This is a genomic window from Aeromicrobium sp. 10G20-16 (genome assembly GCF_055809665.1).
Window position 1 is genome coordinate 466,383 of sequence record NZ_CM147919.1, and the last position, 26,116, is coordinate 492,498.

Annotated in this window: 25 protein-coding genes and 1 tRNA gene; 9 read left to right on the top strand and 17 right to left on the bottom strand. The window is 69.0% G+C overall.

The features are described 5' to 3' along the window. Positions 1–7: 7 nt before the first annotated feature. The 5 genes from AC0L5F_RS02360 to AC0L5F_RS02380 form a co-directional block, all read right to left on the bottom strand. A complete protein-coding gene (locus AC0L5F_RS02360; RefSeq protein ID WP_473315006.1) occupies positions 8–1,138 on the bottom strand; it encodes an HNH endonuclease signature motif containing protein in 1,131 nt (376 codons plus the stop codon). Between the two features lie 111 nt (positions 1,139–1,249). Further along, positions 1,250–3,292 carry a vWA domain-containing protein gene (locus AC0L5F_RS02365; RefSeq protein WP_473315008.1) on the bottom strand — a complete coding sequence of 681 codons (2,043 nt, stop codon included), beginning with the start codon at positions 3,290–3,292 and terminating at the stop codon, positions 1,250–1,252. Beyond that, entirely contained in the window at positions 3,285–4,670 is a 1,386-nt protein-coding gene (locus AC0L5F_RS02370; protein WP_473315009.1) for a magnesium chelatase ATPase subunit I, read from the bottom strand. The genes AC0L5F_RS02365 and AC0L5F_RS02370 overlap by 8 nt, the downstream gene beginning before the upstream one ends. A gap of 86 nt (positions 4,671–4,756) precedes the next feature. Continuing rightward, positions 4,757–4,841, bottom strand: a tRNA-Leu gene (locus tag AC0L5F_RS02375). Positions 4,842–5,291: 450 nt separating this feature from the next. Further along, complete coding sequence (locus AC0L5F_RS02380) at positions 5,292–6,584, bottom strand: DUF445 domain-containing protein (RefSeq protein WP_473315010.1); 1,293 nt, start codon at positions 6,582–6,584, stop codon at positions 5,292–5,294. A 51-nt stretch (positions 6,585–6,635) separates the two neighbouring features. Between AC0L5F_RS02380 and ypfJ the strand changes: the two genes are divergently transcribed. Genes ypfJ through hrpA form a run of 3 tightly spaced genes read left to right on the top strand, consistent with a single transcriptional unit; the run spans position 6,636 to position 11,915 of the window. Further along, a complete protein-coding gene (gene ypfJ, locus AC0L5F_RS02385; protein ID WP_473315011.1) occupies positions 6,636–7,544 on the top strand; it encodes a KPN_02809 family neutral zinc metallopeptidase in 909 nt (302 codons plus the stop codon). Next, positions 7,541–8,302, top strand: a complete 762-nt coding sequence (locus AC0L5F_RS02390; protein ID WP_473315012.1) for a CPBP family intramembrane glutamic endopeptidase — start codon at positions 7,541–7,543, stop codon at positions 8,300–8,302. The genes ypfJ and AC0L5F_RS02390 overlap by 4 nt, the downstream gene beginning before the upstream one ends. 10 nt (positions 8,303–8,312) lie before the next feature. Further along, positions 8,313–11,915 (top strand): ATP-dependent RNA helicase HrpA, encoded by a 3,603-nt coding sequence (gene hrpA, locus AC0L5F_RS02395; RefSeq protein WP_473315013.1) that lies wholly within the window; start codon positions 8,313–8,315, stop codon positions 11,913–11,915. Between the two features lie 879 nt (positions 11,916–12,794). Here the strand turns inward: hrpA and AC0L5F_RS02400 are convergent. The 5 genes from AC0L5F_RS02400 to AC0L5F_RS02420 all read right to left on the bottom strand — a co-directional run bounded on the left by AC0L5F_RS02400 (position 12,795) and on the right by AC0L5F_RS02420 (position 16,481). Then, complete coding sequence (locus AC0L5F_RS02400; protein WP_473315014.1) at positions 12,795–13,157, bottom strand: FKBP-type peptidyl-prolyl cis-trans isomerase; 363 nt, start codon at positions 13,155–13,157, stop codon at positions 12,795–12,797. Next, positions 13,154–13,387, bottom strand: coding sequence for a DUF952 domain-containing protein (locus AC0L5F_RS02405; RefSeq protein ID WP_473315015.1), 234 nt, complete (start codon positions 13,385–13,387; stop codon positions 13,154–13,156). Before AC0L5F_RS02405 ends, AC0L5F_RS02400 begins: the two co-directional genes overlap by 4 nt. Before the next feature lie 77 nt (positions 13,388–13,464). After that, positions 13,465–13,914 carry a MarR family winged helix-turn-helix transcriptional regulator gene (locus tag AC0L5F_RS02410; RefSeq protein WP_473315016.1) on the bottom strand — a complete coding sequence of 150 codons (450 nt, stop codon included), beginning with the start codon at positions 13,912–13,914 and terminating at the stop codon, positions 13,465–13,467. A 21-nt stretch (positions 13,915–13,935) separates the two neighbouring features. Then, a complete protein-coding gene (locus tag AC0L5F_RS02415; RefSeq protein ID WP_473315018.1) occupies positions 13,936–15,153 on the bottom strand; it encodes an acyl-CoA dehydrogenase family protein in 1,218 nt (405 codons plus the stop codon). Positions 15,154–15,167: 14 nt separating this feature from the next. Further along, a complete protein-coding gene (locus AC0L5F_RS02420) occupies positions 15,168–16,481 on the bottom strand; it encodes an acyl-CoA dehydrogenase family protein (protein WP_473315019.1) in 1,314 nt (437 codons plus the stop codon). 134 nt (positions 16,482–16,615) lie between these two features. Between AC0L5F_RS02420 and def the strand changes: the two genes are divergently transcribed. Further along, positions 16,616–17,215: a peptide deformylase gene (gene def / locus AC0L5F_RS02425; protein WP_473315020.1), complete on the top strand. Its 600-nt coding sequence runs from the start codon at positions 16,616–16,618 to the stop codon at positions 17,213–17,215. Positions 17,216–17,218: 3 nt separating this feature from the next. On the opposite strand, the gene AC0L5F_RS02430 is transcribed toward def, so the two are convergent. Further along, entirely contained in the window at positions 17,219–18,019 is an 801-nt protein-coding gene (locus AC0L5F_RS02430; protein WP_473315021.1) for a TrmH family RNA methyltransferase, read from the bottom strand. An 18-nt stretch (positions 18,020–18,037) separates the two neighbouring features. Here AC0L5F_RS02430 and AC0L5F_RS02435 point away from each other — a divergent pair, with 18 nt between their 5' ends. Further along, complete coding sequence (locus AC0L5F_RS02435; RefSeq protein ID WP_473315022.1) at positions 18,038–18,565, top strand: YbhB/YbcL family Raf kinase inhibitor-like protein; 528 nt, start codon at positions 18,038–18,040, stop codon at positions 18,563–18,565. Positions 18,566–18,590: 25 nt separating this feature from the next. Here the strand turns inward: AC0L5F_RS02435 and AC0L5F_RS02440 are convergent, their stop codons facing one another. The 4 genes from AC0L5F_RS02440 to AC0L5F_RS02455 are packed head-to-tail and all read right to left on the bottom strand — an operon-like array spanning position 18,591 to position 21,735. Then, on the bottom strand, positions 18,591–19,124 hold the full coding sequence (locus tag AC0L5F_RS02440) for a lytic transglycosylase domain-containing protein (protein ID WP_473315023.1): 534 nt from the start codon (positions 19,122–19,124) through the stop codon (positions 18,591–18,593). After that, positions 19,055–20,449 (bottom strand): SPFH domain-containing protein, encoded by a 1,395-nt coding sequence (locus AC0L5F_RS02445; protein WP_473315024.1) that lies wholly within the window; start codon positions 20,447–20,449, stop codon positions 19,055–19,057. Before AC0L5F_RS02445 ends, AC0L5F_RS02440 begins: the two co-directional genes overlap by 70 nt. Further along, positions 20,450–20,923 carry an NfeD family protein gene (locus AC0L5F_RS02450; protein ID WP_473315026.1) on the bottom strand — a complete coding sequence of 158 codons (474 nt, stop codon included), beginning with the start codon at positions 20,921–20,923 and terminating at the stop codon, positions 20,450–20,452. Next, entirely contained in the window at positions 20,827–21,735 is a 909-nt protein-coding gene (locus AC0L5F_RS02455) for an ABC transporter ATP-binding protein (protein ID WP_473315027.1), read from the bottom strand. The genes AC0L5F_RS02450 and AC0L5F_RS02455 overlap by 97 nt, the downstream gene beginning before the upstream one ends. Before the next feature lie 79 nt (positions 21,736–21,814). Here AC0L5F_RS02455 and serB point away from each other — a divergent pair, with 79 nt between their 5' ends. Both serB and AC0L5F_RS02465 read left to right on the top strand, forming a co-directional pair. Further along, positions 21,815–23,020, top strand: coding sequence for a phosphoserine phosphatase SerB (gene serB / locus AC0L5F_RS02460; protein WP_473315028.1), 1,206 nt, complete (start codon positions 21,815–21,817; stop codon positions 23,018–23,020). Positions 23,021–23,064: 44 nt separating this feature from the next. After that, entirely contained in the window at positions 23,065–24,285 is a 1,221-nt protein-coding gene (locus AC0L5F_RS02465; protein ID WP_473315029.1) for an MFS transporter, read from the top strand. A gap of 6 nt (positions 24,286–24,291) precedes the next feature. Here AC0L5F_RS02465 and AC0L5F_RS02470 read toward each other — a convergent pair whose 3' ends face one another. After that, entirely contained in the window at positions 24,292–24,507 is a 216-nt protein-coding gene (locus AC0L5F_RS02470; protein WP_473315030.1) for a dodecin, read from the bottom strand. A 56-nt stretch (positions 24,508–24,563) separates the two neighbouring features. Here AC0L5F_RS02470 and AC0L5F_RS02475 point away from each other — a divergent pair, with 56 nt between their 5' ends. Beyond that, positions 24,564–24,887 carry a DUF3099 domain-containing protein gene (locus AC0L5F_RS02475; RefSeq protein WP_473315031.1) on the top strand — a complete coding sequence of 108 codons (324 nt, stop codon included), beginning with the start codon at positions 24,564–24,566 and terminating at the stop codon, positions 24,885–24,887. Continuing rightward, the gene (locus AC0L5F_RS02480) at positions 24,884–25,072 is read left to right on the top strand and encodes an acetone carboxylase (RefSeq protein ID WP_473315032.1); all 189 of its coding nucleotides are present in this window, start codon (positions 24,884–24,886) and stop codon (positions 25,070–25,072) included. The genes AC0L5F_RS02475 and AC0L5F_RS02480 overlap by 4 nt, the downstream gene beginning before the upstream one ends. A 5-nt stretch (positions 25,073–25,077) precedes the next feature. Here AC0L5F_RS02480 and moaA read toward each other — a convergent pair whose 3' ends face one another. After that, positions 25,078–26,079, bottom strand: a complete 1,002-nt coding sequence (gene moaA / locus AC0L5F_RS02485; protein ID WP_473315033.1) for a GTP 3',8-cyclase MoaA — start codon at positions 26,077–26,079, stop codon at positions 25,078–25,080. Positions 26,080–26,116 lie beyond the last annotated feature (37 nt).

Below are 26,116 nucleotides of genomic sequence, written 5' to 3' on the forward strand. Positions count from 1 at the left end.
TCGTCCCTCAGGCGGCGTGCTGAGCCGGTTCGGCGGGGGCGGTCTGGCCTGATGGCAGTGTCCAGTGGATGACGTCGTGTGACTTCATCTGGTGGTGTCTGGCGCACAGTGGCCAGAGGTTCGCCCCGACGGTGTGTCCGTGGGGCCAGGGTTGTCGGTGGTCGTACTCGCACCGGTCGGCCGGTGTCGTGCACGTCGGCGCCTGACAGGTGCCGTCTCGGAAGGCGATCGCCTTGCGGAGCGTGTCGGGGGCGAAGCGTCCGGCGTAGTGGTGTTCGAGGGTGTTGCCGCCTGTGTCGGTGAGCAGCTTGTGCCAGAACGGGTTCGCGGCGTCGTCGGTGATCCAGTGGGCGGGGACGATGAACGTCCCGTCCGCAGCGACAGCGGGTTCGTCGGTGAGACCGACCAACGTGGTGGCGGGGACCACGACCGCGACATCGGCGCCGATGGCTGGTTCACCGTTGTCGGTGGTGGTGGCCCACGCAGCGAGCAGGTCGGCCCGCCTCTGGGCGATGGTCCGGTCGTCGTGCTCGAACGCCTTGGCTTCGCGGTCGAGCCGTTTGTCGATCGCAGCAGCCACGTGTGAGGGCAGGTAGGCCGACAGCCAGGCCATGGCGTCGTCGACGTGCTCGACGACGACGCGCCGTTCGGCTCGTTGTGTTTCGGCGCGCTCGTTGGCGAGGTCGGCTTCGACCCGGGCCACGAACCGTTTCAGCCAGGTCTTGAGCTCGATGCTGGTGTGGTCGGCCGCGTAGGCGATGACGCGCCGGTCGAGGCGGGTGATGGATTCGGGGCGTTGGAGGCGTCCGATGGTGTCGCTGATCAGCTGGGCGCGCCTGCCGTCGAGGACACCGTCGGCGAACGCGGCCCAGACGGTGGGTGTGTGGTCGCGCAGGCGTTCGGCGGCGGTCAGGATCCGGTGGACCTGGCCCTCGGACTGGCGGGTGGCGACACCGATCTCGAGCGGGATCGAGCGCAGCAACGCCTGACGGCGGAAGTACTCGTCCTCCTGACGCTGCTCGGCGGCAAGACGGTCCGAGTAGCGGAGGATCTCGACCCACTCGGCATGCTCAGCCACCGCACGCGCCCGAGCAGCGGCGACCAGCCGAACCTCGGGATCTGCCTGCGATTGCTGCATGTTTCCAACCTAGAACACCCCTCTGACACTCCCCTTGCGTCGATCAGAGATGTCCACAACCGGCCAGCATGAGAAGCTCGCTTGCCTCCGGTGACTCACGCGGCTCGTGGGTCAGCCGGCCCACCAGCTGCGACCACCGCCGAACAGGTCACCCATGCTGCCGAATCCGCCCGGCTGACGGGAGCCGAGGTACGAGCCGACGACCGCTGCTCCGAGATCGTCCAGCTCCGGGGCGACCACGCTGCCGCCGACGCGGTGCGCCATGGACGCGATGAAGCGGGCCAGGCCGGGATCCTCGCCCAGCCGGAAGAACGTGGTCTGGGCGCCCAGTCTCATCGAGTTGTCCAGCTCGCGGACCGCCAGCGCGATGGTCACCGGGTGCGGCGGGTACTCGAAGTAGACGTCGCCGCTGGCCTCCAGGTGCGACGTTGGCTCGCCGTCGGTGACGATTAGCAGCACCGGCTGCGCGTTGGGGTGCTTGCGGAAGTGCCGGTTGGCCAGCAGCAGCGCGTGGTGCAGGTTGGTGCCCTTGTCCCACATGGCGTCGAGTGCGGTGAGCTGTTCGATGTCCATGACCTCGGCGTGCCGGCCGAAACCGATCAGCTGCAGGTCGTCGCCGCGGAACCGGCTCGTGATGAGGGTGTGCAGGGCCAGCGCGGTGCGCTTCATCGGCACCCAGCGGTTGTCGATCGCCATCGAGAACGAGGTGTCGACCAGCAGCGCGACGCACGCCTGGGTGCGCGCCTCGGTCTCCTGCACCTCGACGTCACCGATGTCGATCTGCACGCCGTGGGCGGTCGACCTGCCCTCTCCGGCCGCCCTGGTGATGGCGTTGGTGATCGTCCTGGTCACGTCCCACGGCTCGGTGTCGCCGAAGGCCCACTCGCGGGTGGCGCCGGAGCGTTCGCCCGCCGCGCCGGCCTGGCGCAGGTCTCGGTTGCCCTGGCGTCCCGACATCTTGTCGGCCACGTCGCGCAGCAGCGCCTTGCCCAGCTGACGCATGGCCTTGGGAGTCAGCTTGAGCTGGCCGTCGGTGCCACGCTTCATGGTGCCGGAGTCGCGCAGTGCCTTCTCCAGGGCCTGCAGCGTGCGGGCGTCCACGGCCGCCTCGTCACCGAGCTGTCGCGACAGTGCGTCGAGGTCGACGTCGTCCATGCTGGAGCCGTTGTAGCTCTGCGACAGCTGTTCGGACAGCTGGTCGAGGTCGGCGAGGTCCTGGAAGACCCCCGTGCCGTCTCCGAGGCCGAGACCCTCTCCCCCGTCCATCTGTTCCGAGCCGCCCCAGTTCTCGCCCGGACGCATCGCCTGCAGGTTGCCGTCGAGCTGCGCCAGCGACTCCATCAGGCTCGGCGATCCGAAGGCCTGGGTGGCGAGCGCGTCGAGCTCGGCGCGCTGCTCAGGGGTCATGGAGTTGCGCATGCGCTGGGCGGCCGCGGCCCGCTGGGCGAGGCTGTCGAGCAGCTCGTCGACGTTCTGCGGGTTCTCGGGGAAGAAGTCGCCGTGCTTGGCCATGAAGTCGGAGAACTGCTGGTCGGTGTCCTCGCCACGACGATGAGCCTCGAGCAGACCGTTGAGGTCGTCGAGCATCTCGTTGATGGCTGCGCGGTCCTCGTCGGTGGCATTCTCGAGGGCCTGCTTCATGCCGGCGAAGCGCTGGTCGAGCATCTCGCGGCCCAACAGGTCCTTGATCTTCTCGAAGTCCTCGCGGGCCTCCGCGCTGTTCCACTCGTAGCCGTTCAGCTCGTTGACGGCCGCTGCCACCGACGGCGGCAGGTTGTCCAGCTGCATCTCGGCGAAGGCACGTGCGGAGTCGTCCATGTCGACGTCGCGGGCCAGCTGCTTGCGCTCGGCGAGCACGGCCTGGTCGAGCAGTTCACGGACCTCCGCCAGGGTGCCGTCGAGGTTGTGCTTGGCGGTGAGCTGCCGCCGACGCTCCGCGACGCGCCGCGCCAGATCGTCCAGACCGCGCTGGTCCCTGCCACCGCGGCGCAGGAACTCGCGCATCGCACGCTCGGGCGAGTAGCCCGCCATCACGTCCTCGCCGATGGCGTCGAGGGCCTCGGACAGGTCGACCGGGGGCGCCAGCGGATCCGGTCCGCCCGTGTAGGCGCCGTAGCGTGCGCCCCGGGTCAGGCGCCGGTTGGCTCTAGCCATAGATGGTCTCGCCCTCGCCGGTCTCCTTGCTGACCTCGCGGGCCAGGTACAGGCCCTCCAGAGCCAGCTCGATCGCACCGGCTCGCTGGCCGTCGTTCGTGGCGCTCAGCCGGTTGCAGATCTCGTCGTAGATCTCGGACTCACCGAGGACGGGCAGCCCGGCCAGGAAGTCACGTGCCGTGACCTGCTCACCCGTGGTCACCATGACACCGCCGGCGAGGGCGTCGACCAGCACGGTGAAGTCGATGCCGCCGAGGTGCTCGCTGACGGTCTCGGCTGTCGCCGTGCGCAGCAGGTGGTCGAGGATCTCGTCCTCGCGTCCCTCCTCGCCGCTCTCGAACTCGATCTTGCCGCCGAGGACGTCCACGGCGGTCTCGAGGTCGACCGGGCGAGCCACGGCCACGTCCTCGCCCTGCCGGGTGGCGCGATGGATGGCAGCCGCGGCGATCGTCTCGGCACCCGCGATGGCGAAGCGGGCGCTCACTCCGCTGCGCTGGTCGACGGCGCTGGACATCCGCAGGTTGCGGGTGAACCGGGCCAGGATCTCGACCAGGTGGTCCGGGACGTCGGCGACGAGCTCGGCCTCCTGCCGGATCACGGCGATCTCCGCCTCGAGCTCGGTCGGGTAGTGGGTGCGGATCTCGGCGCCGAAGCGGTCCTTCAGCGGCGTGATGATGCGGCCGCGGTTGGTGTAGTCCTCGGGGTTGGCGCTGGCCACGACCAGCACGTCCAGCGGCAGCCGGAGCACGTAGCCGCGGATCTGGATGTCGCGTTCCTCCATCACGTTGAGCATGGCCACCTGGATGCGCTCGGCGAGGTCGGGCAGCTCGTTGATGGCCACGATGCCGCGATGGCTGCGCGGGATGAGTCCGAAGTGGATGGTCTCTGGATCGCCGAGACTGCGGCCCTCGGCCACCTTCATCGGGTCGACGTCGCCGATCAGGTCCGCCACGGAGGTGTCGGGCGTGGCCAGCTTCTCGGCGTAGCGCTCGTCGCGGTGACGCCAGACCACAGGGAGGTCGTCGCCCAGCTCGGCGGCGCGACGCTGGCTGGCGGCCGAAATCGGCTCGAAGGGGTGCTCACCGAGCTCGGAACCCTCGATGACCGGCGACCACTCGTCGAGCAGCCCCACCATGGTGCGCAGCAGACGGGTCTTGCCCTGGCCACGCTCGCCGAGCAGCACGATGTCGTGGCCGGCGATGAGCGCGCGTTCCAGCTGCGGGATGACCGTGGCCTCGAAACCATGCAGGCCCGGCCAGGGGTCGCGCCCCTCGGCGAGGGCCGAGAGGAGGTTGTCGCGGATCTCGGCACGCAGCGTCTTGTGCACGTGTCCGGAGGTTCGCAGTTCGCCGACGGTTGCCACGGTGGGAGCAGTCACGCCGTCAACGCTACGCCTGACGGCCACGAGGCGAAGGTCGGTGACGAACAAAACCCCCACACCGGCGAGAGTGTGAGGGTCTTGAGTGTCCGAGGGGGGACTTGAACCCCCACGCCCGTAACCGGGCACTAGCACCTCAAGCTAGCGCGTCTACCATTCCGCCACCCGGACGAGTGACGCCCCGCGAGGGGCAGCAATGAACTCTAGCAAACGACCGCGGTGTGACCGAATCGCGGTGGACACAGCTCGTGACGGCTGCAAACATGGAAGAAGCCCCGGGAAAGTATGAGTTTCCCGGGGCTTCTCAGTGGACGAGCGTGATGGTCTCCTCCATCCGGGAAACGTCTTCTCCCCCGCCTGCCGCATCACCGGCCTGCTGTCGTTGGCTTGCGCCGCCGACCATGGGTTCGAATCTGTTTCCGTTCCCGCATTTCCGAAGAAGTGCGTGAGACATTTGTATGCCTCCGGCGCCACCTCGCGCAAGGCTTTTCTGCAGCTTTTTCAGACTATTTCTTGGGCATCTGGTCTGTGCACAGGCTTACCCACAGACTGTGGGTGTTCACCCACAGGTCGCCTGAAGTTACCCACATCTTGTCCACATGTGGGGCCGGCCAGCTGGGGTCAGAACAGCGACGAGATCGAGTAGATGACCAGACCGGCCAGACCACCGACGACCGTCCCGTTGATGCGGATGAACTGCAGGTCGCGTCCCACGTGCAGCTCGATCCGCTCCGCGGTCTCCTTGCCGTCCCACCTGTTCACCGTCACCGAGATCACGGTGGCGATCTCGGTCCCGTAGTTCTCGATCACGTAGGCCGACACGTCGCTGATGCGTGCGTCGATGCGCCGGGCGAGGACGTCGTCGGTCATCAGCCGGCGCCCGAACGACTCCAGCTCCTCGAGCGCCCGCCTGCGCAGCAGCCCCGACTCATCACCCAGCGAGCCGATCACCGCGCGGCGCAGCGCGTCCCACAGTGCGATCGAGGTGTCGACCACCCGAGGCTGGACCAGCATGCGTCGTTTGAGCGCCTCGAAGCGGTCCATCGTGTCCTGGTCGTGCTGCAGGTCGCGAGCCATGTCGCCCAACCAGCCGTCCACGGCCTGGCGCGCCGGATGGTTCGGGACGCGACTGATCTCACCGACCCACTCGACCACCTGCGCGTGCACCCACGTGGCGACGCGTCGGTCGACCCACTCAGGCGTCCAGCTGGGCGCCCGGTTCTCGATCAGCGCCGACACCTCGCCCTCGTGGTCGGTCAGCCACCGCCCCAGCTCGTCCAGGACGAGGTCGACCAGCCCGGTGTGGGCGCCGTCGCGCAGGACCTCCTCCAACAGCTGTCCCACCGCAGGGCTCAGCGGCTCCTCGACCAGACGGGGAATGAGAGCCTGCTCGATGATCGCGGCGACGTCGCGCTCCTGCACGTACGACAAGGCGTCGGCCAGCACCTGCGACCCCTCGTCGACGATCCGCCGCGCGTGGTCGTCTGCCACCAGCCACTCTCCCGCTCGCCGACTGACCTGTGCGGAGTCGATGCGTTCGCGGATGACGTCCGATCGCAGGAAGTTCTCGGCGACGAACTCCTCGAGGCTCGCGCCGAGCGCAGCCTTGCGGTTCGGGATGATCGCGGTGTGCGGGATCGGGAGGCCCAACGGGTGCCGGAACAGCGCGGTCACCGCGAACCAGTCCGCGATCGCCCCCACCATGGCGGCCTCCGAGGCGGCCTCGACGTACCCCCATGCGCCGCCGCGGTCGTGCGTCAGGGCGAAGACGATCGCGGCCAGCACCAGCAGGGACAGGGCGAGCGCTCGCATGCGCCGCAGCCCGCGCAGCCGGCCGGCGTCGGCCTCGGAGAACTTCAGGCCGAAGTCGGCGTCTGACGGGGGTCCACTGGTCGTGGTGGAAGTCGCGGTCACGCCCTGACAGTAGAGGCCGGTGCCCTGCTGCGCCTGCGTAGACTGCACGCCATGAGCTTCAACGAAGGAGCCTCGCTCGACACGAGCCAGGTCACCGGCGGCGGCGGAGGCGGACGGACCGGAGCTGTCATCGGCGGCGGAGTGGGTGGTCTGGTGATCATCCTCATCGGCGCGCTCCTCGGCATCGACACCAGCGGCATCACCGGCTCCGACCCCTTCGGCACGAGTCAGGTGGCTCCAGGCGGATCGAACGCCTCGAGCGTCGACTTCTCCGAGTGCCGCACCGGCGCCGACGCCAACCGCGACGACACCTGCCGGGTCATCGGCACGGTCAACAGCGTGCAGGCCTACTGGTCCGAAGCGCTGCCAGCCGACGTCCAGCGGCAGTACTCGCCGGCGAAGACCGTGCTGTACTCCGGCTCCACGCAGTCCGCGTGCGGAACGGCATCGAACCAGACCGGGCCGTTCTACTGCCCGTCGGACCAGCAGGTGTACATCGACGCGAGCTTCTTCGACGAGCTCACGAGCCGATTCGGGGCCGACGGTGGCGCGCTCGCGCAGGAGTACGTGGTCGCACACGAGTACGGCCACCACATCCAGAACCTGCTCGGCATCCTCGCCAAGGCGCAGGACGGTCGGACCGGGCCGCAGAGCGGCGGCGTGCGGGTCGAGCTGATGGCCGACTGCATGGCCGGCGTCTGGGCGAAGAACGCCGCCACCACCAAGGACGCCAACGGCGAGACGTTCCTGCGCCCGCTCACCCAGGACGACATCGACTCGGCACTCTCGGCCGCTGCGGCCGTCGGTGACGACCACATCCAGGAGACGCTCGGCGGTGGACGCGTGAACTCCGAGACGTGGACGCACGGATCCAGCGCGTCGCGGCAGAAGTGGTTCACGGCCGGCTATGACAGTGGCAACGTCAACAGCTGCGACACCTTCGCCACCAACGACCTTTGAGCGAGTCGGCCGACCGTCGCGATCAGGCGGTCGAGATCTGGATCGTCCTCGGCGTCTCGCTGGGCGCGTCCGGCGTCTACTCGATCGTCAGCCTGATCCGCAAGGCCACGCTGACCGGCGGCATCAAGAACCAGACGGCCACGCTCAACGGGTCGCTCGACAACCGGCAGGTCTTCGACTTCGTCTACCAGATCCTCGGCATCGGGTTCGCCCTCGTGCCGGTGGCTCTCGCGCTGTACCTGCTGTCGCGCGACGACGTCCGCGAGAGCGTGGCGTCGCGCATCGGCATCGACCGCACTCGCCCCGGCTTCGACCTGCTCTGGGGCGCGGCGCTGGCCGCAGTGATCGGGCTCCCGGGCCTCGGCCTGTACGCCGCCGGTCGCGCCCTGGGGATCACCGCACAGGTGATCGCCGCACCCGACATCTCCTACTGGTGGACCGTTCCGGTGCTGATCCTGTCGGCCGCCCAGAACGCCATCGTCGAAGAGGTCATCGTCATCGGCTTCCTGATGACGCGCCTTCGACAGCGTGGCTGGACCACCGCCGCGACCATCGTCGCGGCCGCCGCGCTACGCGGCAGCTACCACCTGTACCAAGGCGTCGGCCCGGGCATCGGCAACTTCGTGATGGGCCTGGTGTTCGGCTACTGGTTCCATCGCACCCGACGCGTCCTGCCCCTGATCATCGCCCACACCATCCTCGACGTCGTCGCGTTCGTCGGATATCTGCTGTTCGCGGACGCGTTGGGGCTGAGGTAGTGGCGGCGCGGTGAAGATCACCTTCGACCCTGCCCTGCCCATCGCGGAGCGTCACGCGGACATCTCCGCGGCGATCCGTGACCACCAGGTGGTCGTCGTGGCGGGCGAGACCGGATCGGGCAAGACCACCCAGCTGCCCAAGATCGCCCACCAGCTGGGCCGCACCTCGATCGCCCACACGCAGCCGCGTCGCATCGCGGCGCGCAGCGTGGCCAAGCGCATCGCCGAGGAGTGCCAGGTCGAGCTGGGCGCAGAGGTCGGCTACGCCGTCCGCTTCGACGACCAGACCAGCGACGCCACCGTCATCCGGCTGGTGACCGACGGCCTGCTGCTGGCCGAGCTGCAGCGTGACCGGCAACTCTCGCGCTTCGACACGGTCATCATCGACGAGGCGCACGAGCGGTCGCTGTCGATCGACTTCCTGCTGGGCTACCTCAAGAAGCTGCTCCCCCGGCGTCCTGACCTCAAGGTGATCATCACGTCGGCCACCATCGACGTGGAGCGGTTCGCGGAGATGTTCGACGCCCCGATCATCGAGGTCAGCGGACGCACCTACCCGGTCGAGATCCGCTACCAGCCCCGACTCGAGACCGGCGCGGACGACGACCTCGAAGCCATCGCGTTGGCGATCAGCGATCTGCCCGCCCACGGCGACATCCTGGTCTTCCTGTCCGGTGAGCGCGAGATCCGCGACGCCGCGGATCACCTGGCGGGCAAGAAGTATCCGCACACCGAGATCGTGCCGCTGTACGGACGCCTGGCCGCAGCGGACCAGCAGAAGATCTTCAGCAGCCATCCGGGGCGCCGCATCGTCTTGTCGACCAACGTGGCCGAGACCTCGCTGACCGTCCCGGGCATTCGGTACGTCATCGACACCGGGGTGGCCCGCATCTCGCGATTCAGCCAGCGCCTCAAGGTGCAGCGACTGCCGATCGAGCCCATCTCGCAGGCGAGCGCGGCCCAGCGGGCTGGCCGGTGCGGACGTGTGGCCGACGGCATCTGCATCCGCCTGTACTCGGAGGAGGACTTCGACGGACGGCCCGAGTTCACCGATCCGGAGATCCTGCGCACCAACCTCGCCTCCGTGCTGCTGCAGATGGCATCGCTCGACCTCGGCTACATCGCCGAGTTCCCCTTCCTGGACCCGCCCGACTCGCGGGCCGTCAGCGACGGCCTCAACCTGCTGTACGAGCTGGGTGCGCTCGACACCTCGCGCGTGGGCGGCAACCGCCTGACGAAGATCGGTCGACGCATGTCGACCCTGCCCACCGATCCTCGCCTGGCTCGAATGCTCCTGGCGGCGGACCGGCTGGGTTGTCTGGCCGACGTGCTGGTGATCGTCGCCGCGATGTCGATCCAGGACCCTCGAGAACGCCCGTTGGACCACCAGCAGGCCGCCGACGAGAAGCACAGCCGGTTCCGTGAGCCGCAGTCGGACTTCCTGTCGTACTTGACGCTGTGGCGGTACATCCGCACGAAGCGCGATGAGCTGTCCAGCTCGGCGTTTCGCCGCCTGTGTCGCGACGAGTACCTGCACTGGCTGCGTATCCGCGAGTGGCAGGACGTGCACTCCCAGCTGCGCCGGACCGCCAAGGACCTGGGCCTCAAGCCGGGTTCGATCGGCTCGGACCCCGACCGGATTCACCAGGCGATGCTGGCGGGTCTGCTGTCGCACATCGGTCTGCGTGAGAGTGACGGTCGCGAGTTCCTCGGAGCGCGGCAGGCGCGGTTCATGATCTTCCCCGGTTCGGGACTGGCCAAGAAGCCGCCGCGCATGGTGATGGTCGGCGAGCTCGTCGAGACGAGCCGCCTGTGGGGTCGCACCGCCGCGAAGATCGAGCCGGAGTGGGTCGAGGACGCAGCCCAGCACCTCGTCAACCGGTCGTACTCCGAGCCGCACTGGTCCTCGCGTCGCGGTTCGGCGATGGCCCACGAGAAGGTCCTGCTGTTCGGGGTGCCGATCGTCGCCGACCGGGTCGTGCAGCTGGGGCGAGTCGACCCCGTGGTTGCACGCGACCTGTTCATCCGGCACGCCCTGGTGCAGGGCGAGTGGCGTACGCATCACCGGTTCTGGGAGCGCAACCAGAAGCTGATCGCCGACGTCGAACAGCTCGAGGACCGGTTGCGGCGCCGCGACCTGCGAGTCGACGACGACACGCTCTACGCGTTCTACGACCAGCGAGTGCCCGAGCACGTCGTGTCGGTGCGTCACTTCGACAGCTGGTGGAAGAAGACCCGCCGCGACTCCCCCGAGCTGCTGACGTTCGATCCCGCCATGCTCAGCCACTCCAGCGACGACGCGGAGGACGAGTTCCCGCGCGAGTGGCACTCCGACGGCGAGGCCTATCCCCTCACCTACGCGTTCGAGCCCGGTCTCGAGGACGACGGCGTGACGGTCGACCTGCCGATCGATCGTCTGCTGAGCGTCGACGAACGCGCCTTCGACTGGCACGTGCCCGGTCATCGGGTCGAGCTGGTCACCGAGCTGATCCGCAGCCTGCCCAAGCGGCTGCGCCGTGAGTTCGTGCCGGCGGGTCAGTTCGCCCCTCGGCTGGTCGAGGCCATGGACGCCGAGTCCGACGACCTGAGTGAGGAGCTCGCGCGCCAGATGCGGCTGCTGAACGGCACCGTCGTGGCCGCCGACGACTTCGACTTCGCATCCCTGCCACCCCATCTGCGCGTCACCTTCCGCGTCATCGACGACAACGGCGCGGAGATCGGGCGTGGCAAGGACTTGCCAGAGCTGCGCCACAGCCTCGCCGGACACCTGCGGGCCGACCTGGCCAAGGTCGCCCGTCGTGAGGAACGCTCCGGGATTCGCACGTGGGACGTCGGCACCATCGACGTCGAGGTCACGGCCGGTCAGGTCACCGGGTACCCGGCACTCGTCGACGAAGGCAGCTCGGTGGGCCTGCGCATCCTCGACACGCCGGCCGAGCAGGCCGTCGCGATGGTCAAGGGCCAGGCCCGGCTGCTGTCATTCGCGCTGCCCAACCCCGTCACGCACCTGGGCCGATCACTGGACCTGCACGCCAAGCTGCTCCTCTCGACCGGACCGCATCGCGACGCTGCCGAGGTCATCGAGGAGTGCTGGCTGGCCGCGTTGGACGCCCTGGTCGTCCAGAACCACGGTCCCGCGTGGGACGAGGCGTCGTTCTCGCTGCTGCACGACGTGGTGCGTGCGGATGCCTACGAGGCCACGGAACAGGCCGTCCAGAGCGTCCTGATGACCTTGCGCGCCCTGGGTGACCTCGAGCCGCTCCCGGACACCGAGGCGGGCGAGGACGTGCGGGTGCAGCTGTCCTGGCTGGTGTACCCCGGGTTCGTGCGCGACACCGGGGTGGCGCAGCTGCGGCGGCTGCCGCTGTACCTGCAGGCAGCGCGCAGACGGCTCGATGCGCCCCTGACCGACGATCTGCTCGCGGCACAGGAGCTCGAGGCCCGCTTCCACACCGCCACGGCGGACCTGAGCTCGTGGGCCCGGCTCGCCCCCGACGTGCAGCACGTCCGCTGGGCCCTCGAGGAGCTGCGCATCGGCCTGCTCGCCCAGAACCTGCGCACCGCGTTCCCGGTCTCCGTCAAGCGCGTGACGGCACTGGTCGACGCGCTCTAGCCGCCCATGAGGCCGCTCGGGGCCGACTGTGAGGGAGCGCCAGCGACCGAGGCGAGAGCGAGCCTGACAGCTTGGTTCGCCTCGCGGAGCGGGCCCTAGCGGAGCGTGAGCGAAGCGAAGGGCACAGTCGCTTCGCTCCCTGGCGAACAACCCGCTCGCGCGGCGAGACCACCGCAAACCCGTCGGCTGTGGTTCGCCTCGGCCTTCGGCCTCGCGGTCGCTGCGCTCCCTGGCGCACAACCCGCTCGCCAGTGACGAGCTCTGCGAGGAACGTGAGGGAGCGCCAGCGACCGAGGCGACAGCGAGCCTGACAGCTTGGTTCGCCTCGGCCTTCGGCCTCACGGTCGCTTCGCTCCCTGGCGAACAACCCGCTCGCCCGGCGAGACCACCGCAAACCCGTCGGCTGTGGTTCGCCTCGGCCTTCGGCCTCGCGGTCGCTGCGCTCCCTGGCGCACAACCCGCTCGCCAGTGACGAGCTCTGCGAGGAACGTGAGGGAGCGCCAGCGACCGAGGCGACAGCGAGCCTGACAGCTTGGTTCGCCTCGGCCTTCGGCCTCACGGTCGCTGCGCTCCCTGGCGAACAACTCGCTCGCCAGTGACGAGCTCTGCGAGGAACGTGAGGGAGCGCCAGCGACCGAGGCGAGACCACCTCACGTCGGTCGGCTGTGGTTCGCCTCGGCCTTCGGCCTCACGGTCGCTGCGCTCCCTGGCGAACAACTCGCTCGCCAGTGACGAGCTCTGCGAGGAACGTGAGGGAGCGCCAGCGACCGAGGCGAGACCACCTCACGTCGGTCGGCTGTGGTTCGCCTCGGCCTTCGGCCTTACGGTCGCTCCGCTCCCTGGCGAACAGCCCGCTCGCGCGCCGTGGGCCGCCTGGAGTCAGCCGACTCCGAGCAGGTCGATGACGAAGATCAGCGTCTTGCCGCTGAGGCGGTGTCCACCACCGGCGGGGCCGTAGGCGAGCTCGGGCGGGCACACCAGCTGGCGGCGGCCGCCGACCTTCATGCCGGGGATGCCCTTTTGCCAACCGGCGATCAGCTGCGGGAGGGGGAAGTTCGCGGACTGGCCGCGGTCCCAGGAGGCGTCGAACTGCTCGCCGGTGTCGAACTCGACACCCACGTAGTGCACGTCGACGACACCGCCGGGAACGGCCTCGGGGCCGTCTCCCTCGATGAGGTCGCTGATCTGTAGCTCGGTGGGCGCGGGGCCCTCGATGAAGTCGATTTCAGGCTTCTGAGTCATGACGTCGACCCTACCGAGGTCGTCTCCACGACGGCGGGCAGGTCGATCGGCCCGAAGATGTGGGGGAACTCGTCGTCGCCCACCGCCTCGAAACGCCACGGCGAGGTGAGCAGGTCGGTGTCGATCGTGAGCAGCACCAGCTCATCGACGTCGGCGTAGTACCGCTCCCGGACTCCCTCGACTTGGTCGGGACGAGAGCAGTGGATGAATCCGACCTCGTCCACCGTCATGCCCCGGGTCGAGACCCGGTACTCCCCCGCACCCTGGGCAGCCTCCCACTCATGAGGCAGCGCCAGGTGGAAGATCCTCAGCTGAGCCCCTCGGCGGAGTCGTTGAGCCGAGCCATCGAGCGCGCGAAGCCTTCGATCTCGTCATGGGTCCAGTCGGACAGGATCGCGCCCAGCCGAGCACGCGACGTCTGCCGATACTCCTCCATGGCGCGGGTGGCGACCGGTTCGGCGACCAGCAGCTGCGCACGCCCGTCGTCCGGGTCCGGAATGCGCGTCACGAGGTGCATGCGCTCCAGCGCCGCGATGGCGCGGCTGGCGGTCGACTTGTGCACGCCGAGCGCATCGGCCAACTCGGAGCCGCGGATGCCCTCCTCGGCGTCGCAGATCATGATGAGGAACAGGAACGTCCCGTAGTCCAGTTTCGGGTGGATCTCCTCGAGACGCCTCAGCGACTGCACGCGCACCCGCCTGAGGAACCGAGCGAGCTCGACGTCGACGTCGATGAACTCCGAAACTTCCTGCGTCATGATCTCAGTCTAGTGACCGCCTCAGCGAAGCTGGGACGAACTCAGCTCGAGCAGGCGGCGCGCCACGATCAGCTGCTGGATCTGCTGCGTTCCCTCGAAGATGTCGAGGATCTTGGAGTCGCGGCTCCACTTCTCGATCAGCTCGGTCTCGCTGTAGCCCAGGGTGCCGACCAGCTCCACGCAGCGCAGCGTGATGTCGTTGCCGACCCGCCCGGCCTTGGCCTTGGCCATGGACGCCTCCATGGAGTTGGGCTTGCGGTTGTCCGCCAGCCACGCGGCCTCGAGGGTCAGCAGCAGTGCCGACTCCCAGTCCGCCTCCATCGAGATGAACGTGGCGGCCGCGTGCGACTGCGTCGAGAGCGGGCGGTCGTAGTCGATCTCGACCCCGGCCTCCTCGAGCAGGCGACGGGTGTCCTCGAGCGCTGCGCGGGCGCAGCCGACCGCCATGCCCGCCACCAGCGGACGCGTGTTGTCGAAGGTCGCCATGGCGCCGGCGAAGCCTTCCTTGGTGTCGATCTCCGGGTTGCCCAGCAGGTTCTCGGCCGGCACGCGGCAGTTGTCGAGCACGATGACGGCCGTGTCGGAGGCGCGGATGCCGAGCTTGTGCTCGAGGCGCTCGACCCGGATGCCCGGTGTGTCCTTGGTGACCAGGAACGACTTGATCGCGGCACGGCCGAGCTTCTTGTCGAGCGTGGCCCAGACGACGACGGAGTCAGAACGCTCGCCGGCCGTGACGAAGATCTTCTCGCCGTTGAGGACGTAGTGATCGCCGTCCTTGACCGCCGTGGTGGTGATGGCGGCGGAGTCGGAGCCGAAGCTGGGCTCGGTGATGGCCATCGAGGCCCACGTGCCCTTGAAGCGCTCGAGTTGCTCGGCGTTGGCCACCGAGGCGATCGCCGAGTTGCCCAGGCCCTGTCGCGGCATCGAGAGCAGCAGGCCCACGTCGCCCCAGCACATCTCGATGATGGACAGCACCGACGACATGTTGGTGCCGTTCTTGACCTTGGAGCCGTCGTCGGAGGCGTCCTCGTCACGACGGACGCCGGCGGCTCCGGCGCCCTGGCCCTGGCCGGAGTCGCCCATGCCGTCGACCAGCGAGGCGAGCAGGTCAAGCTCCTTGGGGTAGGAGTGCTCGGCGAGGTCGTACTTGCGCGAGTTGGCGCGCAGGAAGTTGTCGGCCACATCGTGGGCCTGCTTGATGAAGGCGCGGAACTTGTTGGGGGTGTCGAGATTGATCATGATGTGGTCCGTCCTCAGACGAGGACTGCTCCTTCCATGAGGCCGACGGCGCGCAGATCGCGGTACCAACGCTCGACGGGGTGCTCCTTGACGAATCCATGTCCACCGAGCAGCTGGACGCCGTCGGTGCCGATCTTCATGCCGTACTCGGACGCGAGGCGGCGGGCCAGCGCGATCTCGCGGGCGCAGTCCTTGCCCTGCTCGGCGCGCGAGGCCGCCTTGAGCGTCACCAGACGCAGGCCCTCGAGCTCGATGGCGATGTTGGCCACCATGAACGCCACCGACTGCCGGTTCGCGATGGGCTCGCCGAACGCCTGCCGTTCCTTCACGTAGGGCTTGACGTAGTGGAGCACCGCCTTGGCCGTGCCCATGGCCAGGCCGGCCCAGGCCAGTCGCGACAGCCGGATGCACTCGCGGTAGTCGTCGATCGAGCCGTCACCGAGGACTGCGTCGGCCGACACCTCGACGTCGGTGAGGATCAGTCGGGACAGACCTGCGGCGCGCAGACCCATGCTCGGGTCGTCCTGGATGGTGAGGCCGGGCGCGCTGGACTCCAGCAGCACCAGGGTGGGCGTGCCGTCGATGTCGACGGCCACCACGAACAGCTCGGCCTCGGTGCCGCGGACCACGGCGGACTTGACGCCGTTGATCCGGTAGCCGGTGTCGGTCTTCTCGGCCGTGGTCTGCAGCGCGAACGGATCGAACAGCGGACGGGGTTCAGCGACCGCGAGAGCGGCCGCGGGCACGTCGTCGCCGGCGAAGGCCGGCAGGTAGGTCTGCTGCTGGGCGTCCGAGCCCCACAGGGAGATCGCGGTGGCCACGGCGGACGGTGCCAGACAGGCGACGGCCTGACCCATGTCGCCCTCGGCCAGGGCCTCGGCGACCAGCACACCGGTGACGGCCGACCGCTCCTCGCTGAGTCCGCCGAGCTCCTCGGGGATGTTCAGCAGCGTCAGACCGAACTCCGAGGTCTGCGCCAGCACCTCCTTGGGGGTGGTGTTGGTGTCCTCGGCGTCGCTGGCTCCGGGACGGAGCACCTCGGCGGCGAACTCGTTGATGACCTCGACCATCATCTGCTGGTCCTCGGTGGGCGTCAGGTCGAAGACGCCGGATCCGCCGGAGCGCTTCTGGCGCTGGGGATCACCGGACCCCTTCACCTTCTTGAAGGTGCGACCGGCTGCCGCAGCGACCTGGAAGCCGTTCTTGGCGCCCTGGTAGACGGCCTTCTCGGTGCTCTTGCGCAGGCCGAGACGGTCGATCGCCGGTGAGCTGGCGATGCGGTTGAGCACCGCCAGGCCAAGGGCCATGGGGTCTTTGCTGGTGGCCACGGGACGCTCCTTCAATCGGGCGAGTTCGGGGTGAGGGTTCCATCGAGGACAACGACAACTGTAACTAACAGTTACACCTTGCATACCCATGGTATCCGAAGTCACACGTCAACGGGCTTCGGTAGGCTGTTTCGGTGCCCGACAGCGACCAGTCCCGCCCTCTTCCCACCGGCGGCTCGATCCGCCCGATCACTCGGTGGGGAACCCCCGTCATGCATCACGAGCTGGCCGACATCACGTCCTTCGACGACGATCTCAGCACGCTGGTCGCCGACATGGTCGCCACGATGTACGCCGCCCACGGAGTCGGACTCGCGGCCAACCAGGTCGGCGTCGACCTCAAGGTCTTCGTGTTCGACTGCCCGGACGACGACGACAACCGGGTCACCGGCGTGGTGTGCAATCCCGTCCTGTCCCTGCCCGAGGGCAAGGACCGCCAGCTGGAGACCGCCGACGAGGGCTGCCTGTCCCTGCCCGGTGCCTTCACGGAGTGCTCGCGGCCCGACCGGGCCCGCGTCACGGGCGTCGACCACACCGGCGCACCGGTCGAGTTCGACGGCACCGGGTTGCTGGCCCGTTGCCTCCAGCACGAGACCGACCACCTGTTCGGCACCGTCTTCGGCGATCGGGTGTCCGAGCGAAGCCGCAAGAAGCTGCGCAAGCAGCACGACGAGCTCGCCGAGAACTACCCGGACGACTGGCCGGTCACGATCCTGATCGACGAGGACGAGTAGGCCTCACTCGCGCAGCTGCCAGCAGGCCACGGCGACGGACGCAGCGGCGTTCAGCGAGTCGATCTCCGCGGCCATCGGGATGGTCACCCGCAGGTCCGCCCCGTGCTCCCAGCGCTCGCTGAGGCCATGACCCTCCGAGCCCACGATCAGCGCCAGGCGGTCGAGGCCAGCGGGCACCTCGTCGATGGCAGTGGCGCCCTCGCCGACCGTGAGCGCGCAGGTGGTGAACCCGGCGTCGCGCAGCAGGTCGGGAGCCGCCCACCAGTCGTCGATCCGTGCGTGGGGCAGCCGGAACACCGCACCCATCGAGACCTTGATGGCCCGCCGGTACAACGGATCGGCGCAGCGCGGCGACATCACGACGGCGTCGTACCCGAGCGCGGCGGCGGACCGGAAGATCGCGCCGACGTTGGTGTGGTCGCTCAGGTCCTCCATCACGACGATGCGCCGGGCACCGGCCAGCACCTCGGCGACGGGCGTGGGCGCCGGCCGTTCCAGCGCTGCCAGCGCCCCACGATGCACGTGGAAACCGGTCAGCGACTCGATGGCCGCCTCCGGAAGGACGAAGCAGGGCGCGTCGGACGCGTCGAGCACGTCGGCCAGACCGTCGAGCCAGCGCGGTGCCATCAGGAACGACACGGGACGGTGCCCTGACTCGGACGCACGCCGCACGACCTTCTCGCCCTCGGCGAGGTAGATGCCGTGCTCGGCCTCCAGCTTCTGGCGCAGGCTCACGTCCCGCAGGTGCACGTAGTCGGCCAGCCGGGGGTCGGCCGGGTCGTCCAGTCGTACGATCTCGGCCACGGGGCTAGCCTAGCCAGCATGAGCCTCGACCGACCCGTCTCGCCCGATCCCTACACCCTCCTGCCGACGGTGCCGACCTTCTCGGTCACGAGCACCGACCTCGCCGACGGCCAGCCCCTGGCCGACGCCCAGGTCAACGCGCACGGCGACACCTCGCCGCAGCTGTCCTGGAGCGGCGCTCCGGAGGGCACCAAGTCGTTCGTCGTCACCTGCTTCGATCCTGACGCGCCGATCGTGTCGGGGTTCTGGCACTGGACCGCCGTCGACATCCCGGCCGACGTCACCGAGCTCGCCACGGGTGCCGGCGCGTCCGACGACACCCTCCCCGGAGCGGCGTTCCACGTCCGCAACGACGGCGGCGGCCTCGGATTCATGGGCGCGGCCCCGCCCGAGGGCGACCAGGTGCACCGCTACTTCTTCGTCGTGCACGCCGTGGGCGAGGACCGCCTGGGCGTCGACGGCGACGCCTCCCCCGCCGTGGTCGGCTTCAACCTCGCGTTCAAGACGCTGGGCCGCGCCATCATCCACGGCACGTACCAGCACTGACGCACCACCGGTCAGCAGGCGGACGCTAGTCGGCGAACGATGTGGCGATCTCGCGGACCTTGTCGACGTACGCCATCGAGTTGTTGTAGCCGAACACCGCAGGGACCCAGCCCTCACCCCGCAGGTCGTGACCGGGCACGCACAGGTGGCGTGACGCACCGAGGGCGGCGTCGTCGATGTCATTGGGGTCGGCCTCGCCGTCACCGTCGGCGTCTGCCCCGTACCGTTCCCACGACGACGTGAGGAACTGGAAGGGTCCGACGGCTCGGTCCCACTCGTCGTCCCCGGTGTACCGGGTCGACTCCGCAGTGGCCTTGATGGCGCGGTTGCCGTTCGTGCCGTCGAGCGCGGGCCCGAGGATCGGCTTGTTCGGCACGCCCTCGGCATCCAGGCCCGCTCCGCCGAGGGTTCCATGGGCCGACTCGACCGACCCGATGGCGGCCAACGTGTTCCACCGCAGGTGACACGCCGGCTGCTTGACCCGTTCGGTCAGCTCGGTCGTGGCGTACGCCTGCATGGCGCGCAGCGGTATGAGGTTCTTCTCGGCGGTCTCGGCCACCCAGTCCGGATCGGGCTCGGTGGGCGACCCGTCGACGGCCGGCACCCGCTCCGCCGAGACCGGCGCAGGCCCCGACGGGGCGGAGTCTCCACCCGGGTCGGCGACGAGCCACGTGATCCCCACGACGGCCGTGAGGGCAGTGGCACCGGAGAGGAGCAAGCGGTCGCGCTGGCGTGGCATGCCGCCAGCCTGCCAAGCGCCCCCAACCTGCCGCGTGGGACGACTACTGCTGGGGCTCCTCCGGCGACGCGACCGAACCGGGCGGCCGCGAACCGGGCTGCTCGGCCTGCTTGGCCGCGTCGATGGCCTCCTGCACGGCCTGCGAGGTCTCGCCGGCGTCCTGCAGGTCGTCGGTGATGTCCTCGTCGAGGTCGACGCGCGTCTTGGCTCCCCCGCCGTCGACGGGGATCTTGCCGAGCGTGCCGCCCAGCGTGCCGAGCGCCTTGGTGCAGCTCGGCCGGGATGATCCACGTGGTGGCGTTGTCACCCTCGGCGATCTTGGGCAGCATCTGCAGGTACTGGTACGACAGCAGCTTCTGGTCCGGGTTGCCGTCGTGGATGGCCTGGAACACCGCCGAGATGGCCTGCGCCTCGCCCTGGGCGCGCAGGATGGCGGCCTGGCGGTCGGCCTGCGCGTTGAGGATCATGGCCTGACGGTTGCCCTCGGCGTTGAGGATCGCAGCCTGCTTCTGGCCCTCGGCCGTGAGGATGGCCGACTGGCGATCGCCCTCGGCGGTGAGGATGATCGCGCGCTTGTCACGGTCGGCGCGCATCTGCTTCTCCATCGCGTCGATGATCGACGGCGGCGGATCGATGCCCTTGAGCTCGACCCGGTTGACGCGGATGCCCCACTTGCCCGTGGCGCTGTCGAGCTCGCCGCGCAGGCCGGAGTTGATCTGGGTGCGGCTGGTGAGCGCGTGCTCCAGCGTCATGCCACCGATGATGTTGCGCAGCGTCGTCATGGTCAGCTGCTCGATGGCCTGGATGTAGTTGGCGATCTCGTAGGTGGCCGCGACCGGATCGGTGACCTGGAAGTAGATGACCGTGTCGATGGAGACCGTCAGGTTCTCCTCCGTGATCACGGGCTGGGGCGGGAACGACACGACCTGCTCGCGCAGGTCGATGCGGTAGGCCAGCCGATCGATGAACGGCGTCACGACGTTGAGGCCGGCCGGCAAGGTCGTGCGGTACTTGCCGAATCGTTCGACGATGCCGGCTCGGGCCTGCGGCACGATCTTGACGGTCATGGAGACCGCCACGATCGCCAGCACGGCGAGAAGGATGAGGACGATCGTAAAGGCGGACGCGCCAGCTGACGTGAACATTCAGGACTCCTGGGTGGTGGTGGAAGGACTGCTGACGGCGCCGACGACGGCTGTGGCCCCGTCGATGCGCAGGACGCTGACTTCTTCGTCCGTGTCGAAGGAGGACTCCTCGGAGTCGGTGCGGGCCGACCACAGCTCGCCTGCGAGCCGGACCCGGCCGTTGAAGCGGGTGACGGGCTCGACGACCACCGCGCGGCGTCCGACCTGGGCGTCATGGCCCTGGGTGAGCGTGGGTCCGGCGTGCAGACGCTCCAGCAACGGCGGCCGCAGGAGGGTCAGCAGGGCCACCGACACCACGGCGAACACGAGGATGGCCAGCCAGACCGGTCCACCGACGACGGAGACCAGCGCGGCGGCCAGTGAGCCGACGGCGAACATCAGCAGCACCAGCTCGAGGCTGAAGATCTCGACGATGACGAGCACGACGGCGATCGCCAGCCAGATCGCCCACGGGTTGTCCTGCAAGAAGTCCATGTCGCTCCTAGTGCAGCTCGGTGTTCGTAGGCGGCGCGACGCGCGGTGTACCGGCCGTCCGTGCGTGTCAGCTCCAGCTTGCTGCCGAACGTACGGCCGAGGTTGTCAGCCGTCAACGTCGACTCCAGCGGTCCCTGGGCCACGACGTGCCCGTCGCGCAGCAGCAGTGCGTGCGTGAAGCCGACCGGGATCTCCTCGACGTGGTGGGACACCATGATCAGCACCGGAGACATCGGGTCGGACGACAGCAGCTCGAGGCTGGCCAGCAGGTCTTCGCGGGCGCCCAGGTCCAGGCCCGCGCTGGGCTCGTCGAGCAGCAGGATCTCGGGGTCGGTCATCAGCGACCGTCCGATCAGGACGCGCTTGCTCTCGCCCTCGGACAGCGTGCCGAAGGTGCGGTTGGCGAGGTGGGCGATGCCGAGCTCGGTCATGATCTGGTCGCGGCGCTCGACGTCCTCGGGGTCGTACTGCTCCTGCCAACGGCCGGTGACGGCGTACGCGGCGGACAAGATGACGTCGGCCGCTGACTCGCCGCGTGGGATCTGCTCGGCGATGCGAGTGCTCACGTGCCCGATCCGGGTGCGCAGGTCGAACACGTCGACCCGGCCGAGCCGGTGGCCGAGCACCTTGGCCTTGCCGGACGTCGGGTGGGTGGCAGCACCGGCCACCTGCATGAGCGTGGTCTTGCCCGCACCGTTGGGTCCCAGCACGATCCACCGCTGGCCCTCGACGACCTTCCAGGAAACCTGGTGGAGCAGAGTCTTGTCGCCGCGCACGATGCTGACCTTCGACAGCTCAAGGGCGGACGCCATGCGGTCTCCTCCGGGTCGGTGTCATCGTGTCCTCAACCTATCGCGGCACGACGAGCGGCTGACGATAGCCTCGACCCCGATGACGATGCCCGTGCCCACCACCCACTTCACCGACCCGACCGTGCTCGTCACGCTCGTCGGGCCGGACCAGAGCGGTGTCACCACCCGGCTGTTCGAGGCGGTCGCACCGTACGAGGTCGAGGTCATTGACGTCGAGCAGCTGGTCGTCCGCGGCAAGCTGGTGCTCAGCACGCTGCTGACCGTTCCCGACGACCTCGCCGGCCTGGAGCGCACCGTCACCGAGGTCGCCGAGGCGTTCGGGCTCGAGGTCACCGTCGAGCACGGAACAGGTGACAACCGGCCCCGACGCGTGGGTCGCGCCCGAGTCGTGATCCTGGGCGCTCCCCTGCGCCCGGCCGCCGTCGCCGCGCTCGCCGCACGGATCAAGTCCCTCGGCGGCAACATCGACCGCATCATCCGCATGGCCCGCTACCCGGTGATCGCGATCCGCATGGAGGTGTCGGGCGCCGATCCCGACCAGCTGCAGGCTGAGCTCGCCGCGGTCGCCTTCGAGCACGGCATCGACATCGCGGTCCAGGAGAACGGGATCCTGCAGCACGCCCAGCGACTGGTGGTCATGGACGTCGACTCCACGCTCATCCAGGGTGAGGTGATCGAGATGATCGCCGCGCACGCCGGATTCGAGGCCGAGGTCGCCGCCGTGACCGAGCGCGCGATGCGCGGCGAGATCGACTTCGCCGAGTCGCTGCACGAGCGCGTGGCGCTGCTGGCCGGTGTCCCGGTGTCGGCCCTCGACGAGGTCTACGCCTCGCTGCAGTACACGCCCGGCGCCCGCACCATGATCCGCACGCTCAAGCGCCTCGGGTACCGGTTCGCGCTGGTCAGCGGCGGATTCACGCACCTCATCGACCAGATGGCCGCGGAGCTCGGCATCGACTACCACGCGGCCAACGAGCTGGAGGTCGCCGACGGCAGGCTGACGGGGCGCATCGTGGGCGAGGTCGTCGACCGAGCCGGGAAGGCCGAGGCGCTGAGGCGGTTCGCCGATGACGCCCGCATCCCGGTCAAGAACACCGTCGCCATCGGCGACGGCGCCAACGACCTGGACATGCTGGCGGCGTCCGGCCTCGGCATCGCCTTCAATGCCAAGCCGCTGGTGCGCGACCAGGCGCGTACCTCGGTGAACGTGCCGTACCTCGACGCGATCGTCTACCTGTTGGGCATCACCCGCGAGGAGATCGAGGCTGCCGACGCCGCCGACTGAGCGCGCACGGGAACAACCGGCGTGCCCAAGAGGTTGAGTCCGGCATGGCCTCCACCAGCCCTGTCATCGAGACTCCTCGTGATTCTCGTCGTCGCGTGTCGCCGGGTGTGGGCTTCTGGTTCGGGCTGGCCGCGACGCTCGCGATGCTCTTCGGGGCATCGGCCCCGTCCCCGTTCTATCCGGTGCTGCAGGCCGAGCTCGGCTACTCGCAGGGAACCAGCACGGTGGTGTTCGCGATCTACGCCGTGGCCCTGCTCATCACGCTGCTGATCACCGGCTCGCTGTCGGACCACCTCGGACGTCGCCCCGTGCTGTCGGCCGGCTTCCTGGTGCTCGCAGCGAGCATGCTGCTGTTCTGGCACGCCGACACGCTCGCCGTGCTGCTGACCGCTCGGACGGTCCAGGGCGTGGCGACCGGACTGCTCCTGTCGACGTTGGCGGCGGTCGTGGTCGACTTCGAGCCGCCCGAGCGGCCGGGGTGGGCGGCCACCTTCAACAGCGTCTTCCCCCTGCTGGGCCTCGCCCTCGGAGCGTTGGCCGGTGGACTCGCCATCGAGCTGCTCGACCGACCGCTCACCGCGGTGTTCGGCGGGCTCGTGGCCCTCTACGTGGCGTTCGGGGTCGTGGTGTGGGCCCTGCCGGAGACCTCGGCGCGCCACGAAGGTGTCTGGCACGCACTGGTCCCCCGTGTCGGCATGCCCGCCGCGGCGCGACCGGCGTTCGTCCGCAGCGCCCCGGCGTTGTTCGCCGGATGGGCCACGGGTGGGTTCTACCTCTCGCTCGGCGCCCCGCTCGTGCTGGTCACGTTCGACGAGCCCAACCACGTCGTCCAGGGACTCGTGGTCACGGCCCTGACCGGAACCGGCGCCCTCAGCGCCTACCTGGCGCGCGGCTTCAGTCCCCGAGCCATCACGCTGTACGGCACCACCGCTCTGGCCGTCGGCACCGGCTTGGGCATCGTCGCGATCGCGACGGGGTCGCTCGTGGGGTTCATGGCGACAGCCGTCATCGCCGGTACCGGATTCGGCACGGCCTTCATGGGCATCCTGCGATCGATCACGCCGACGGTCGGGCCGGACGAGCGCGGCGAGCTGTTCGCCGCCGTCTTCGTCATCAGCTACCTCGCGTTCGGCATCCCCGCCGTGGCCGCCGGCTTCGCCTCGCCCGAGGTGGGTCTGGCGACGACGGCCACGATCTACGGCGCGGCCGTCGTGGTGCTGTCGGCCACGGCGGCGTTGCTGCGCCGATTCACGACGACGGACTGAGAGCGCCTACTCGTCGTCCTCGAGACGAAAGCCCAGCTTCATCGTCACCTGGTAGTGCGAGACGTCGGCATCGGTGATCTGTCCGCGGATGTCCGTGACCTCGAACCAGTCGAGGTGACGCAAGGTCTGGGACGCGCGGCCGATGCCGTTCTCGACGGCCTCGGTGATGCCGTCCGGTGAGGTGCCGACGATCTCGGTGACGCGGTACGTGCGATTGCTCATACCGCTCATCATGCCGCCTACCGTGTGGAATTCGTAGACCGACGTAGGCTGGTGCCATGTCCGACGGTCAGCAACGCAAGCCCCGCGGCCAGGAAGTCTTCTCCATCACCTCCGCTCCGGAGTCGCACAGCTCGGAGCTGGGATCGCGTGAGAAGCGCTACGCGATCTCCATGGCGATCCGGACCCTGTGCTTCGTCGCAGCGGTGATCGTCTCAGGACCGCTGCGCTGGATCCTGCTCGCCGGAGCGGTCTTCCTGCCCTACGTGGCCGTCGTGGTCGCCAATGCCGGCGTGCGGCGCAAGAGCGATGGCCCCTCACCGTTCGGCCCCGAGGCCAAGGGTGAGATCGAGGGCAGCTCCACTCCCCCACGCGAGCTGTGAGCGACCAGCTGGTCTGCTCGGCCAAGGGATGCACGGCCACTGCCGTGCACCAGGTCGTGTGGAACAACCCGAAGATCCACACTCCTGATCGTCGCAAGACGTGGTTGGCCTGCGACGACCACGAGCAGACGCTGCGGCGGTTCCTCGACGCCCGTGGGTTCTACCTGGCCACCGAGCCCCTCTGACCCGTTCAGCCGCCGATCGCGGACATCGGACGGTCGGACTGCAGGAAGCTCGGGTCGTTGATGCCGTGACCGGGCAGCTTCGTCATCATCGCGGCCGCCCAGCGCTGGGCGATCTCGATGTCGGAGGCGCCGCCGCGCAGCGAGGCACGCAGGTCGGACTCCTCGCGGGCGAACAAGCAGTTCATGATCTGCCCGTCAGCCGTCAGGCGCACGCGGTTGCAGTCGCCGCAGAACGGCCGGGTGACCGAGCCGATGATGCCGACCGTGTGCGGACCGTCGTCGACGAGGAACTTCTCCGCCGGAGCGGACCCGCGTCCCTCCATGGGCGTGAGCGTGAACACCTCGGACAGCAGACCCAGGGTCTCCTCGGCGGTGATCATCGCCTCGCGGTTCCAGCCGTGCTGGGCGTCGAGCGGCATCTGCTCGATGAAGCGCAGCTCGTAGCCGCGGTCCATGCACCACTGCAGCAGCGCTGGGCCCTCGGTGTCGTTGTGGCCGCGCAGCAGGACCGCGTTGACCTTGACGGGCCCCAGGCCCGCATCCTGGGCCGCTGCGAGGCCGTCTGCGACGTCCTGCCACCGGTTGCGGCGGGTGATGCGCTCGAACACCTCCGGATCGGTGGTGTCGAGGCTGATGTTGACGCGATCGAGACCGGCGTCGGCCAGTGCCCGCGCGGTGCGCTTGAGCCCCAACCCGTTGGAGGTCATGGCGGTGCGCGGCGAGCCTGAGCCGTCGGACAGCGTCATGGTCTTCGTGGCGGCGATGATGCCCGGCAGTCCGCGGCGCAGCAGCGGCTCGCCGCCGGTGAAGCGCACGTCGGTGATCCCGAGGTGCTCCACGCCGATGCCGATCAGGCGGATGAGCTCGTCGTCGGAGAGAGTCTCCTCGGTCGGCATCCACTCCAGGCCTTCGGCGGGCATGCAGTACTGGCAGCGCAGATTGCACCGATCGGTCAGCGACACCCGGAGGTCGGTGGCTATGCGGCCGTGCTGATCGATGAGGTCCATGGGTCCCATCGTAGGCTCATGGGGTGCAGCGTTTCTT